Source organism: Steroidobacter sp., from assembly GCF_016790065.1.
Lineage (GTDB): Bacteria > Pseudomonadota > Gammaproteobacteria > Steroidobacterales > Steroidobacteraceae > Steroidobacter.
On record NZ_JAEUPY010000424.1, the window covers coordinates 15384 to 28433 of the forward strand.

Annotated in this window: 13 protein-coding genes; 9 read left to right on the forward strand and 4 right to left on the reverse strand. The window is 61.8% G+C overall.

The annotated features are described in order from the left end of the window. Positions 1-4: 4 nt before the first annotated feature. On the reverse strand, positions 5-664 hold the full coding sequence (gene folE / locus JNL55_RS17610) for a GTP cyclohydrolase I FolE (protein WP_293856401.1): 660 nt from the start codon (positions 662-664) through the stop codon (positions 5-7). A 68-nt stretch (positions 665-732) separates the two neighbouring features. Here folE and JNL55_RS17615 point away from each other — a divergent pair, with 68 nt between their 5' ends. Together JNL55_RS17615 and JNL55_RS17620 are read left to right on the forward strand one after the other, a co-directional pair. Then, the gene (locus tag JNL55_RS17615; RefSeq protein WP_293856404.1) at positions 733-1329 is read left to right on the forward strand and encodes an SRPBCC family protein; all 597 of its coding nucleotides are present in this window, start codon (positions 733-735) and stop codon (positions 1327-1329) included. Positions 1330-1356: 27 nt separating this feature from the next. Further along, a complete protein-coding gene (locus JNL55_RS17620; protein WP_293856407.1) occupies positions 1357-2163 on the forward strand; it encodes a M48 family metallopeptidase in 807 nt (268 codons plus the stop codon). A gap of 13 nt (positions 2164-2176) precedes the next feature. Here JNL55_RS17620 and JNL55_RS17625 read toward each other — a convergent pair whose 3' ends face one another. Then, on the reverse strand, positions 2177-2500 hold the full coding sequence (locus tag JNL55_RS17625) for a hypothetical protein (RefSeq protein WP_293856410.1): 324 nt from the start codon (positions 2498-2500) through the stop codon (positions 2177-2179). A 109-nt stretch (positions 2501-2609) separates the two neighbouring features. Beyond that, positions 2610-2864 carry a hypothetical protein gene (locus JNL55_RS17630; RefSeq protein ID WP_293856413.1) on the reverse strand — a complete coding sequence of 85 codons (255 nt, stop codon included), beginning with the start codon at positions 2862-2864 and terminating at the stop codon, positions 2610-2612. Between the two features lie 233 nt (positions 2865-3097). On the opposite strand from JNL55_RS17630, the gene JNL55_RS17635 reads away from it, so the two are divergent. Together JNL55_RS17635 and JNL55_RS17640 are read left to right on the forward strand one after the other, a co-directional pair. Next, entirely contained in the window at positions 3098-3826 is a 729-nt protein-coding gene (locus tag JNL55_RS17635; protein ID WP_293856416.1) for a response regulator transcription factor, read from the forward strand. 20 nt (positions 3827-3846) lie between these two features. Next, positions 3847-5202 (forward strand): ATP-binding protein, encoded by a 1356-nt coding sequence (locus tag JNL55_RS17640; RefSeq protein ID WP_293856419.1) that lies wholly within the window; start codon positions 3847-3849, stop codon positions 5200-5202. A 6-nt stretch (positions 5203-5208) separates the two neighbouring features. On the opposite strand, the gene JNL55_RS17645 is transcribed toward JNL55_RS17640, so the two are convergent. Beyond that, positions 5209-5691 (reverse strand): hypothetical protein, encoded by a 483-nt coding sequence (locus tag JNL55_RS17645; protein ID WP_293856421.1) that lies wholly within the window; start codon positions 5689-5691, stop codon positions 5209-5211. A 234-nt stretch (positions 5692-5925) separates the two neighbouring features. On the opposite strand from JNL55_RS17645, the gene JNL55_RS17650 reads away from it, so the two are divergent. The 5 genes from JNL55_RS17650 to uvrA all read left to right on the forward strand — a co-directional run. Beyond that, the gene (locus tag JNL55_RS17650; protein ID WP_293856424.1) at positions 5926-6189 is read left to right on the forward strand and encodes a hypothetical protein; all 264 of its coding nucleotides are present in this window, start codon (positions 5926-5928) and stop codon (positions 6187-6189) included. A gap of 123 nt (positions 6190-6312) precedes the next feature. Continuing rightward, positions 6313-7632, forward strand: coding sequence for a gamma subclass chorismate mutase AroQ (gene aroQ, locus JNL55_RS17655; protein WP_293856427.1), 1320 nt, complete (start codon positions 6313-6315; stop codon positions 7630-7632). A gap of 127 nt (positions 7633-7759) precedes the next feature. Further along, on the forward strand, positions 7760-8341 hold the full coding sequence (locus JNL55_RS17660; RefSeq protein ID WP_293856430.1) for a LemA family protein: 582 nt from the start codon (positions 7760-7762) through the stop codon (positions 8339-8341). Beyond that, entirely contained in the window at positions 8341-10260 is a 1920-nt protein-coding gene (locus JNL55_RS17665) for a M48 family metallopeptidase (protein WP_293856433.1), read from the forward strand. Before JNL55_RS17660 ends, JNL55_RS17665 begins: the two co-directional genes overlap by 1 nt. Positions 10261-10438: 178 nt before the next feature. Next, the coding region (gene uvrA / locus JNL55_RS17670; RefSeq protein WP_293856436.1) for an excinuclease ABC subunit UvrA at positions 10439-13050 on the forward strand (2612 nt) is incomplete at its 3' end.

Here is a 13050-nt window from a genome sequence, read left to right on the forward strand (position 1 = left end):
AATATCAGCCGTTGCGGATGTCGATGAAGCGCAGGAACTCGTTGCGGGTGCGTGCGTCCTCGCGGAAGTCGCCGAGCATCTTGCTGGTGATCATCGACACGCCCCGTTTGTGCACACCGCGAGTGGTCATGCACTGATGGATGGCGTTGACCACCACACCGACGCCGCGCGGCTTGAGCACGTCGTTGATGCAGCGGGCGATTTGAGCGGTGAGCTTTTCTTGAACCTGAAAGCGTCGTGCATAACCGTCCACCACGCGCGCCAGCTTGCTGATGCCGACCACTTTGTTGGTGGGCAGGTAGCCGACGTGGGCGCGGCCGATGATGGGCGCCATGTGATGCTCGCAATGACTTTCGAATTCGATGTCTCGCAGCACGATCATTTCGTCATAGCCTTCGACTTCCTCGAAGGTGCGACGCAGATAATCGGCCGGATCGCTCAGGTAACCGGAGAACCAGTCGCGGTAAGCGCGTACCACGCGCTTGGGCGTGTCCCGCAAGCCTTCGCGCACCGGATCTTCGCCAGCCCAGCGCAACAGAGTTTCGACGGCCTGGCGCGCTTCCTGTTCGCTCACGGCGGCGGCCTGCACGTGTGCCTCGGCAATGGCAGCGTTGCCAGTCACCTTGGCCGTCACATTCGAGTTCCGGGCTTTTTTCTTGGTCATGGGCGCTAGCGTACCATCCTTCGCCGGCAGGGATTACCATGCGGGCCTCAGCGGCAGAGGAAACAACGATGCGAGCCAGTCTGACCTCGATGGTCGTCGTCATGAGCGCGCTATTCGGTGCCGGTGCTGTGCGCGCCGAGATCGTCAGTGCCGGTCCGAACGGCTTCAATTTGCGACACACGGCCGAAACGCCGAACGTCGCGCCGCCGGTGATCTGGGCCGCGCTCGCCGACATTGCGAAATGGTGGGACCCTGACCACACGTATTCGGGCGACGCACGCAATCTGTCGCTCGAGCCCAATGTGCGCGGATGCTTTTGCGAACGGCTGAGCTTGTACGCCGGCATCGAGCACGGCACCGTGGTCTATGCGCAGCCGGCGAAGACGTTGCGCATCAACGGCGCACTCGGGCCGCTGCAGGAGTTCGGCGTCACTGGCGCGATGACCTGGCAGATCGAGCCCGCCGCCGGCGGCTCGCGTATCACGTTTACATACAACGTCGGTGGCTTCGCGGATCGGCCGCTGGCGGACTGGGCGCCCATCGTGGACGAAGTGCTCGGCGGCCAATTGCAGCGACTGGCGCGTTACGTCACGGTCGGCAATCCGGCTCCGCCCAAAAGCGAGAACAAGCCGGAATCGTCCAAGCCGGAACCGCCGAAACAATAAAAACATTACCTGCTTAGGAGGACTCCCATGCGTATTCGTGCCTTGCTGATCGGTGCCGTCGCCATTGCGGTGGCTGCTTGCCAAACCGTGCAGACCACTCAACCGGGCGCCATCGGCGTCAATCGCAAGCAAATGATGGCGGTGTCCTCCGAGAAGGTGGACGAGAGCGCCAAGGTTGCTTACGACCAGGAAGTGAGCAAGGCGCGGTCCGCCGGCGCATTGAACAAGGACAAACCGGATTACGACCGCGTGCAGAAAATTTCGCAGCGGTTGATTCCCCAGACCGGCATCTTCCGGCCGGATGCGCCGGGCTGGAAATGGGAAGTCAACGTGCAGAGCTCCGAAGACGTGAATGCGTACTGCATGCCCGGCGGCAAGATCATGGTCTATACCGGCTTGATCGATACCATCAAACCGACGGACGCGGAGTTGGCCGCCGTGATCGGTCACGAAATCGCGCATGCATTGCGTGAACATTCGCGGGAACGTTTGTCGCGTGCATATGCTGAACAGCTGGTGCTCGCCGGTGTTGCCGTCGCCACGGGTGCTGAACAGACCACGATGCAATTGGCGAGTCAGATTTCCGCTGTGACTTTCACGTTACCGCACAGCCGTGAGCAGGAAGCAGAAGCCGATCGCATCGGCTTGGAATTGATGGCGCGCGCGGGTTACGACCCGAACGCTGCTGTCACGCTGTGGCAGAAGATGTCCAAGGCGAGTGGCGGTGGACCGCCGGAATTCCTGAGCACTCACCCATCCGGCGAGTCGCGTATCAAGGATCTCGAGAAGAACGTGCCGCGAGTGTTGCCGCTGTATCAAGCGGCGGCCAAATAGCGGGTCGATCTGTCTACCGGGTCGCGGCCATACCGACCGCGATCACGGCGACGATCAAGCCGACCACGGCAATGCCGCCGAGCCACATCACCTGACGATGCAGAGAGGTCACGGCGCGGGTGAGATAGGACATTTGTTCGGCCATCTTGCTGACCAGTTCAGCCTGGCGCCGCTCGTTGTCTTCCAGAGTCAGCACCCGTTGCACCAGTTCATCGGTGTTTTGCGGCAGCGGCACGTCTTCGGGGGGCGGCAGGCGCTTGGTGCGTTTCAAGAGTTCGCGTGACACCTCGACGATGGAGGGCACGAGTTGCACGATTTGTAACCAGGGTACAGCCATGGGGTTAGGGTAGCAGAGACGACCCGTTCTCACTGCGCCCGGCCCACTGCAGCCGCCCCCACGCCCCCGAAACGTCGGGGGCGTTGGGGCGGTACTCGACCTGATTCGTTCAGCTCTTGGTGCGAGCGGCGAATTCGGTCTTGCTCAGGTAGCCGTCGCCATTGGTGTCGGCGGCGGCGAAGCTATCGGCCAGGGACTTGTCGGCGGCCGCTTCGGTCTTGCTCAGCTGGGCATCGCCGTTCTTGTCCAGGGAATCGAAGGTCGCGGCCGACGTTTTGGTCGCGTGCTCCTTATGTTCCTTGTCGCCGGCAAATGCGGTGACCGTCAACAGGCTGGCGGCCACGATTACTACCAATTTGCTCATGATGCTCTCCTGAATCGTCTTGTCCGGGATGGTCAAATCCATCAGTCGCTTCGGCCGGACTGAACGCGGAGCCCTAAAACCCAGTTCCCGCCAAATCGCGACGGCATGCATCGACGGGATTGCGCAAAACGAAGTACAAAGCACCGGCGCGTCCGTAAGCCGCTGGTGCCGTGTCGGCGGAACTTGACGAAACTTCGCAACCGGTGCTTTTTCGATATGCCAAGGTCCTCACCATGACTTTGCCAGCCTCTGTATTGATCGTTGATGACGACCGCGAGCTGGGCCAGATGCTCACCGAGTACCTGACCGGCGAGGGCTTTCAGGTGTCCATCGTGCGCGATGGCGCCGAGGCCTTGGAGCGCCTGACGGGCGAGTCGCAGCCGTTCGATCTGGTGATTCTGGACGTGATGTTGCCGTCGCTGAGCGGCTTCGAAGTGTTGCGCCGGCTACGGCACAGCCTGTCGGTGCCGGTCATCATGCTGACGGCGCACGGTGCCGATGTGGATCGTATCGTCGGCCTGGAACTGGGCGCCGACGACTATTTGTCGAAGCCTTTCAACCCGCGCGAACTGGTGGCTCGGGTCAGAGCTGTGTTGCGCCGGTTCTCGCCACGCGACGCCGATACGCCGGCCCATCCAGTGAGTGTCGGACCACTGCGCCTCGATCCGGCCACGTTCGAAGTCACCTTGTCAGGTCAATCGGTGCGGTTGACCGGCACTGAGCTGCGGCTGCTGGAAGTATTGATGCGATCGGTCGGGCAAGTGCAGTCACGCGAATCGCTCACCGAACGCGTGTTGGGTCGTCGTCTCACGCCATACGACCGAAGCATCGATACCCATGTCAGCAACCTGCGGCGCAAGCTCGGCCTGGGCGAGAACGGGCTGCCTGAGATTCGTAGCATTCGGGGCGCGGGCTATGTGCTGATCGCGACTGGCGAAGCACGCGCTGAGTCGCGAGCCTGAGCTTCGCCTCCGAGACCTACGTGCGCTCGCTGTTCCTCCGCATCTTCCTGTCCTTCTGGGTGGCGACGTTGTTGGTGCTCGCTACCACGGCGGCGGTCGCGTGGTATCGATTCCAGCGCGATCAAACGGCCTCGCCCAATATTCGTCAGCTCGCTTCCGAAGCTTCCAACCGCTTGTTGGTCGGCGGCATGAGCGATTTGTATGGCTGGATCGAAGACGCCGAGGATCGTTATCCGGGCCGCCGCATCTATGTGGTGCGACCGGACGGCCAGGATATTTTGCAGCGACCGTTGCCGCCGACTTATCGCAGCTATGCGAACCGGCTGCGGGATGCAGGTTTCTTCGGGCGCGAGCCGCCGCCCAACGGTCGCGACGATCCTCTATTACTCACGCCGCTGTTCACCGACCGCGACGGCACGGTGTACACATTGATGATCGGGCCGAGCTCGCCGATGAGTCCGCTGCAAGCATCGGATGTGCGCCTGGTCGTGTTCGCATTCGCGCTGGTCATCAGCGGTTTGGTGTGTTGGTGGCTGGCGCATTACATCAGCAAACCGTTGGAACGTTTGCAGTCGAGCGCGCGCTCGCTGGCGGCGGGCAATCTCGAGGCGCGTGTGGGCCAGGAGTTTTCGAGTCGTCGCGACGAGCTGGGGGTGTTGGCTCGCGACTTCGATGTGATGGCGGAGCACATCCGCGCGTTGATCAAGTCGAGAGAAGATCTGTTGCGTGCGATGTCTCATGAGCTGCGCTCGCCGCTGGCTCGGCTGCGTGTTGCTTCAGGTCTCGCGCGTCGCCCGCAGGCTGACATCGTCAAACAGCTGGATCGCATCGAGCTGGAAGCCGAACGGCTCGACACGCTGATCGGGCAGATGTTGCAACTGTCTCAGCTGCGTTCCTACAAGCCGACGCTGCCTATCGAGCCCATCGACGTGACCACGTTGTTGAACGAGGTGGTCGAAGATGCGCGATTGGAAGCGAGCGCGGCCGACAAGAATGTGGATTGGACGCCCGGCGAAAGTTTGTGGCTCAACGGCGATCACGATCTGATGCGTAGTGCTATCGAGAACGTGTTACGCAACGCGGTGCGTTTCACCAAAGAAGGCTCGGCTGTGGTCGTGTCGCTGATCCGTGAGCATCGTGATGCCTTGATCGCCATCGAGGATCACGGGCCGGGTGTGCCGGAAGCCGAGCTTGCACGGATTTTCGAGCCGTTTTATCGAGTCGCTGAGTCGCGCGATCGTGATTCCGGCGGTACCGGCATCGGGCTTGCAATCACGGCTCGCGTGGTCGGTTTGTATCAAGGCCAGGTGCGCGCGCTCACTGCTGCCACTGGCGGTTTGCGCGTGGAGATTCGGTTGCCACTGCGCCGTGATTAGGTGAGATCAAGGCTTCTCGTGGCCTTTGACGTCGTGCTGAGCCACTGCATGACTGCGTAACGAGTGAGCTCGGTCGCGGATCGCGATGATCTGTTCCTGACTCGCCTCTTTGTCGCCAGCCTTGGCGACCAACACTTTACCTTGCAGATCGAACTCCAACTCGAGCGTGTCGTTCGAGTCGAGTGCTGCGCCACTGTATTTCAACAGTCGCGCGCCTTTGAATTCGTAAGTGCCGGTTTGTGACGTCTGCTTGCGTGTTTCTTCCAGACTTTGAATATGGCCTTCGGCGAAGTTGGCGCGATAGTTTGCTTCGATGCCGCCGGGAGCGAATGAGCTACGAAATTCTTCTGCCGAATTCTGCACGGGATCGGCTGCGTGTTGTTCCACCAGCGGTGCACTCGGCGCTGACGGCGGTTCTTTCGAACAAGCAGCGGCGAGTAACACGGCGGCGACTGCGAGTATTCGTGGTGTGCGTGACGAAGTTTGCATTGCTGTTTCGATGGGCATGGGACGCGCAACGTTGTGCATTTCTAGTGCTGGCGCAAGAGCCATTACGTCGGGCTGCTGCGACAGCCGCTAAACATAAAATCGGTATCAGTCAAATATCAGGAGTTGCCTCAGCCAGGCAAGTCGCGAACGTGATTTGGCTCACACGGCGCGCTGGCGGGTTCCTCTAGTCTGCCAGTGCCTGCCCCGATCCCGTTCGCGTTATGGAGGATTTCGATGAGCGCTGCCAGCCCCGCCCAGACCCAGGTTCGTCGCACCGCTGCGGCTGCGCCTTCCCGAGCCCCGCAAGTTGCTGCCCAGCCAGCTGCTGCACCTGAGCGTCAGGTCACGCAAGTGTTCGACTTCTCCAAGCCACGTGGCGACGATGAGATTCGCGTGAACCTCGCTGACGTGCCGGTCATGCCCACTACGTTGGAGGCCGACATTTTCGCGCCCACGCTGCTGAGCCGACTGTTCGATTTGTTCGGCCCGCGCCGCTAAGCGTCTAGCAGCGACGCTGCTGCTTCGATCAAGCCCGCCGGCGCAATCCGGCGGGCTTTTTCTTTGGGCCTGCGGCCCCAGCTGGCATGAAATGCTACATTCCTGCGTCTTATGGGGGAGACCATGCCGCGGCTCAGCCGATTCTTCATTGCTCTGATCATGTCGCTGGCGGCGAGCGCCGCGGGCGCGGCCGAATTCAGCGGCCCGGCCGACGTGGCTCGCGTGTTCGACCTGATGCAGCGGCGTCTCGCAGTCATGCCCTCCGTGGCGGCCTGGAAGTTCGCTAAAAAGCTCCCTGTCACCGACGCTGCTCGCGAGCAGCAGGTGTTGGATGCGACGGTCAGCAAAGCCCAAGGTCTGGGCATCGACGCCGCCTCAGCTCGTGAACTGCTGGCGCTACAAATTCGCATGGCGCGCGACGTCCAAGAGCACTACATCGCTCTCTGGAAAAGCCAGGGCCGCAGCGCGCCGACCATCTCCAACGGCAAGAGCGAGCTCGACGGCGTGCCAGTGCGCGATCTCAACAAAGAGCTACGTCCCGAGCTGGACCAGCTCGGCGATCAACTGCTGCAGGCGATCTATCTGGCCTTGCCCGAACTCAGCAGCGACGACTTCGCCACACGCTACGCAAAGCTAGCGGATCGCATCGACGTGCCGGGCCTGCAAAGCACCGACCGCGAAGCTCTACTCAACGCCGTGAGCCGCATAAAGCCGGCCACCATGCCGCCGCTGGAGCGAATCAAAGCGAGCAAGGTTCTCCGCATCGGCATGACCGGCGACTACGCACCGTTCACGCTGGAGCGGAATGGCTCGCTAACGGGTGCCGACGTGGAAATGGCGCAGGCGCTGGCAACCTCGCTCGGCGTGCAGCCTCAATTCGTGAGCACCAGCTGGAGCACGCTGATGCGCGACTACCAAGCGGGTCGCTTCGACCTCGCTCTAGGCGGAATCAGCATCACTCCCGAGCGCGCCAAACTGGCGGCGTTCTCCGTTCCGTATCACCAAGGCGGCAAAACGCCCATCGTTCGCTGTGGCACCGAAGCGCGCTTCGACACCGTCGAAGAACTCGATCGCCAAGACGTGCGTGTCGTGGTGAATCCGGGCGGCACCAATCAACAGTTCGTGCGCGAACGACTCACTCACGCTCAAGTAACGGTTCACCCCGACAATCGCACCATCTTTGCCGAGATCGCCGCCGGCCGCGCCGACGTGATGGTGACCGACGATGTGGAAGTCGACTTGCAGGCACGCCACGACCAACGGCTGTGCCGCGCGACGGCCGCCACTTTCACTCGCAGCGAGAAGGCGATCCTGTTGCCGAAAGATGCAACGCTGCGAACCCAGGTCGACCGCTGGCTGGGTCAGCAGATCGAGTCCGGCGCGGTGCGGGCCTGGCTGGAGGGCGCAATCGCCGCCGGTGCGGTCAAACCGGCTGTGAACTGAGTCGCAAGTCGGTACCGGCGAATGGCGTTGGCCGGTGGCCGACGGCCATTGGCCGATGGTCGCGGCCCCGAGGCCGTGTGCTTTGGGTATGCTTGAGTCGGCGGTATTCGCCGTAGAGGAGAAGCAGATGGGCTGGATCGTATTCGGTGTCATCGTCCTGATCGCGATTTTTTTCGTCTCCATCTACAACAAGCTGGTCGGCGGCCGGAACGCGTACAAGAATGCGTTCGCGCAGATCGACGTGCAGCTGACGCGGCGTCATGACTTGATTCCCAACCTGGTGGAGACCGCCAAGGGCTACATGAAGCACGAGCGCGAAACGCTCGAAGCAGTCATTACTGCCCGCAATGCCGCCGTCACCGGCTTGAAGAACGCGGCCGCCAACCCCGGCGATCCCAGCGCCGTGCAGCAGCTGTCCGGTGCCGAGAATGCGCTGAGCGGCGCGCTGGGCCGGTTGTTCGCGTTGGCCGAGGCCTATCCGGACCTCAAGGCCAATCAAAACATGATGCAGTTGTCGGAAGAGCTGACCTCGACCGAAAACAAGGTCGCGTTCGCTCGCCAGGCCTTCAACGATGCGGTCATGAATTACAACAACGGCCGCGAGATGTTCCCGAACAGCATCGTCGCCAACATGTTCGCGTTCTTGCCGGCGCAGTTGTTGGAAATCGAGTCGCCTGAGAAGCGCGCCGTGCCGGTGGTGAAGTTCTAGTGAACTTTTTCGAACGACAGGAGGCGTCGCGGCGCTTGTCGCGCCGCCTCGTCATGTTGTTCGCGCTCGCCGTGCTGGCGGTGATCGCGGCGGTGAACGTGGTCGTGTTCTTCGTGTTTTCCCGAGCCGAGGAGAACACCACCGGCTACGCGCCGACGTTTGGCGATTGGGCCGGCGCTCATTCCGGGACGGTGTTGGTCACCACGCTGATCGTGGTCGGCATCATCGGTTTGGCCAGCTTGTACAAAACGCTGGTGCTGGGTGGCGGTGGCGGCGTGGTCGCGCGTTCGCTGGGCGGCGTGCGTGTGTCGTCCGACACCACCGATCCGCAACAGCGACGTCTGCTCAATGTGGTCGAAGAAATGGCCATCGCATCCGGCGTGCCCATGCCGGAGGTGTATTTGCTGGAGCAGGAAGCCGGCATCAATGCGTTCGCGGCCGGCCACAATCCATCCAATGCCGCTATCGGCGTCACGCGCGGCACGCTGACGACGCTGAATCGCGCCGAGTTGCAGGGTGTGATCGCGCACGAGTTCAGTCACATCTTGAACGGTGACATGAAGCTGAACATCCGGCTCATGGGCTTGCTGTTCGGTCTGCTGGTGATCGCACTGATCGGGCGCACGGTGTTGCGGCTCACGTCCGGCGGGCGCGATTCCAAGAAAGCATTTCCGATCATGGCGGTGGCGCTGGCTGTGCTGGTCATCGGCTATGTCGGTTTGTTCTTCGGCCGGTTGATTCAGGCCGCGGTGTCGCGCAGTCGTGAATCGCTGGCGGACGCGTCAGCGGTGCAGTTCACTCGCGATCCCACCGGTCTGCGCGGTGCGCTGATAAAAATCGGGGCGTTGTCGGGCGGCTCCAAGATCGCCAATCCTGAAGTGGAAGAAGTGGCGCATATGCTATTTGCGCCGGGCATGAGCCGGTTCTTCGCTACTCATCCGGCGCTCGAAGATCGGCTCAAGGCCATCGATCCGCGCTTCGATCCGAAAGAATTCGAGCGTGCGCGAGCTGAGCTGATCAACGCAGCGGAACAAGCCAAGAAGGAAGTTGCGCCCAAGCCGACCTCGGCCGAGCGACTGGAATCGCTGATCAAAATACCGGGCGCTGCGCCTGCGGCCGTCGCCGCGTTGGTGGGCAACCCCGGCACGGTTCATATGCAGGTGGCGCGGGACATTCGTAAGTCATTGCCCGAAGCCATCGTTGCAGCCGGTGCTCATCCGGACTCGGCCCGTGTGTTGCTGTTGTCGTTGGCGTTGGATCCGAATGAGGACGCGCGCGAGCGGCAAAAGCAGTTCATTGCCAAACAGATCGGCGGGCAGGTCGCGGCTAACGTCGGTGAGCTACAGTGCTTCGTCGACGCGCTCGAACCAGAGCAACGGATGCCGGCGTTGCTGCGGGCTTTCCCAGCGCTTCGTCAGCTCACTCGCGATGAACGCATGCAATTGATGTCCGCATTGAACGGCATGTTGCAGCGGGAAGGTCAGGTCTCGTTGCAAAGCTACGTGCTTCGCAAGCTCGCTCAAGTGCAGCTCCGGGACGATCTGAGCCCGAGCGATCGCCAGCGGCAGCTACCGTTGAATGTGGTGCAGAAGGACATTCAGGTGCTGTTCTCGGTACTCGCCAACCATGGCAGTGCCGATGCCGCGGCGGCTCGTCGCGCCTACGAGGCCGGCGTGCACCACTTGCTGCCTCGGGAGCGGCCATCTTTCGTAAACCTGGCGCATTGGGCGCAGCCGCTGGACCTGGCGCTGAGCCGGCTCGACCAGCTGGCGCCCATCATGAAGGAGCAACTGGTCGAGGCGTTGGTCAAAACGGTCACGCACGATCAGCAGCTTACGCTCGGCGAGTCGGAGCTGCTCCGGGCCATCTGCGCCACCTTGCATTGTCCGTTACCGCCCCTGGTAAACGCATCTGAATGACCCCATTGGTAGCTGTCGGGTTTATACCGGACATCATCTGACAGCTTTCAGCGGTTCAATGCGCCCCCTGGGTGCACGCGCAGTTGAAGCTGCGCTTACAATCCGCATCTAATCCTCCCGGTTCTCGGGGTTGCCGGTTCTCCTACAGTGTCTTCGTGGCCGCTGGCCATGGGTGAGCATGTCCCAATCGATCGTCATTCGCGGCGCACGCCAGAACAACCTCAAAAACCTCCATGTGGAGCTGCCCACCGGTGAACTGATCGTAGTCACCGGCGTGTCGGGGTCGGGTAAATCCTCGCTGGTGTTCGACACGCTGTACGCCGAAGGTCAGCGCCGCTACGTCGAGACCTTCTCGCCGTACGCGCGCCAGTTCCTGGATCGCATGGATCGGCCGCAGGTCGAACGCATCGATGGCATTCCGCCGGCCATCGCCATCGACCAGACCAACCCGGTGCGTACCTCGCGCTCCACCGTCGGCACCATGACCGAGCTCAACGATCACTTGAAGTTGTTGTTCTCGCGAGCCGCGCAAGTTTATTGCCGCCAGTGTTCCGCTCCGGTGAAGCGCGATTCTGCGCAGAGTGTTTACGCAGAGCTCAGCGAACGTTTGCAGGCACTGGGCCGCGCCGACGCGCGAGTGGTTGTGACATTCCCGGTGCCGGTGCCGGCGAACTTCGCTGAAGCCGAAGTGTTGAGTCTGCTGGAAAAGCAGGGCTACACCCGCTTGTTCCAGCGCATCGTGTCGGCCGCGGTAGCGAATCAGCCAGCAGTCGGCAAAGCCGCGAAAAAGAAGGCTGCCAAGAAGGGCAAGGCCGCTAAGGCTGCCAGCGACGCACAGCCCGGCGTGATCCTGGAAATGATTCAGGACCGGTTTCGTTTCGACAACACCGATCGCGAACGAGTCATCGAAGCGCTGGAATCGGCGCTGCGCGTGGGGCGCGGCCGAGTGGCCGTCCATGTGTTGGACTCGGCAAGCGCTCGTTCGAGCGACAACGAAACAGCTCCGCCTGCTACCACGGCGAAGTGGCGATTCTCGTCTGATCTGCATTGCGCCGATTGTGACATTCACTATCGCGAGCCCACGCCCAGCTTGTTCTCGTTCAACTCGCCGCTGGGCGCGTGCGAGTCGTGCCGCGGCTTCGGTCGCATCATCGGCATCGACTTCGGTCTGATCGTTCCCGACGAAAGCAAGACGCTCAAGGGTGGCGCGATCCGTCCGTGGCAGACCGAGGCGTATCGCGAATGCCAGGACGATCTCATCAAGTACGCGCGCAAGCGAGACATTCCCATCGACGTGCCTTGGCGCGATCTCACCGAAGCTCAGCGGCAATGGGTGCTGGAAGGCGAGGGTAGCTGGGAAGATAAGGTGTGGTACGGCGTGCGGCGCTTTTTCGCATGGATGGAGACCAAGTCGTACAAGATGCACATTCGTGTGCTGCTCTCGAAGTATCGCGCGTACACGCCTTGCACGGCCTGCGATGGCGCTCGCTTGAAAACCGACGCATTGCTGTGGCGCCTGGGGACCAAGGCCGATGCGGCTGCGGTGCTGCCGAATGAGTTGCGATTCAAACCCACCGGTGTGCAATGGACCGATGAGCATCTGGCGCAGCTGCCGGGCGTGGGCATTCATGAGCTGATGCTGTTGCCCATCGAGCGTTGCAAACAATTCGTCGACCGGCTGGCGTTGCCCGCCCCGTTGGACGAAGCGAGCGACCTGGTGCTCAAAGAAATCCGCGGCCGTTTTGGTTATCTGCTCGACGTGGGGCTGGGTTATCTGACGCTGGATCGACAGTCGCGCACCTTGTCCGGTGGCGAAGTCCAACGCATCAATCTCACGACCGCGCTCGGTACGTCGCTGGTCAATACTCTGTTCGTGCTCGATGAGCCGTCCATCGGCTTGCATCCTCGCGACATGGGACGCGTCATCGATGTGATGCGTCGACTCAAGGCGGCGGGCAATTCGCTGGTCGTGGTCGAACATGATCCGCAAGTCATGCAGGCGGCGGATCGTCTGATCGACGTCGGCCCAGGGCCGGGCGAAAAGGGCGGCGAGATCGTATTCTTCGGCACGCCGTCGGAATTGCCGAGTGCGGAACGTTCGCTCACGGCGGATTATTTGCTCGGCCGCAAGCAGGTCAGCGAGGCATCGCCAGCTGCGCTGACTGAAACGTCACCGAGTGTGGCGCTGACTGTGAAGGGTGCGCGTCAGCACAATCTCAAAGGCATCGATGTTTCGATTCCCTTGCATCGGCTGGTCTGTGTCACCGGCGTGTCGGGCTCGGGCAAGTCGACCTTGATTCAGGATGTGCTGTATCCGGCGTTGCTCAAGCACTTCGGCAAACCTACCGAAGCGCCAGGTGAGCACGACAGCATCAAAGGTGCGGAACACATTGGCGCGGTTGTGATGGTGGATCAGACGTCCATCGGCCGTACCACGCGTTCCAACCCGGCCAGCTACGTCGGTGCTTTCGACGCCATTCGTAAACTGTTCGCCAACGAGCCGGTGGCCAAGGAGCGCGACTACACCATCGGCACCTTCAGCTTCAATTCCGGCAACGGGCGCTGCCCAACCTGCGGCGGTAACGGCTTCGAGCATGTCGAGATGCAGTTCCTGTCGGACGTGTACTTGCGGTGTGCCGACTGTAACGGCCGGCGCTATCGCGATGAGATTCTGGAAGTGAAGTTGAATCGCGGGCCCGGTCCGGGACGCAGCATCGCCGATGTGCTGGAGATGACCGTGTCCGAAGCGGTGGCGTTCTTCGCCGGCGAGCGCGAGGTGTTGGCGACCCT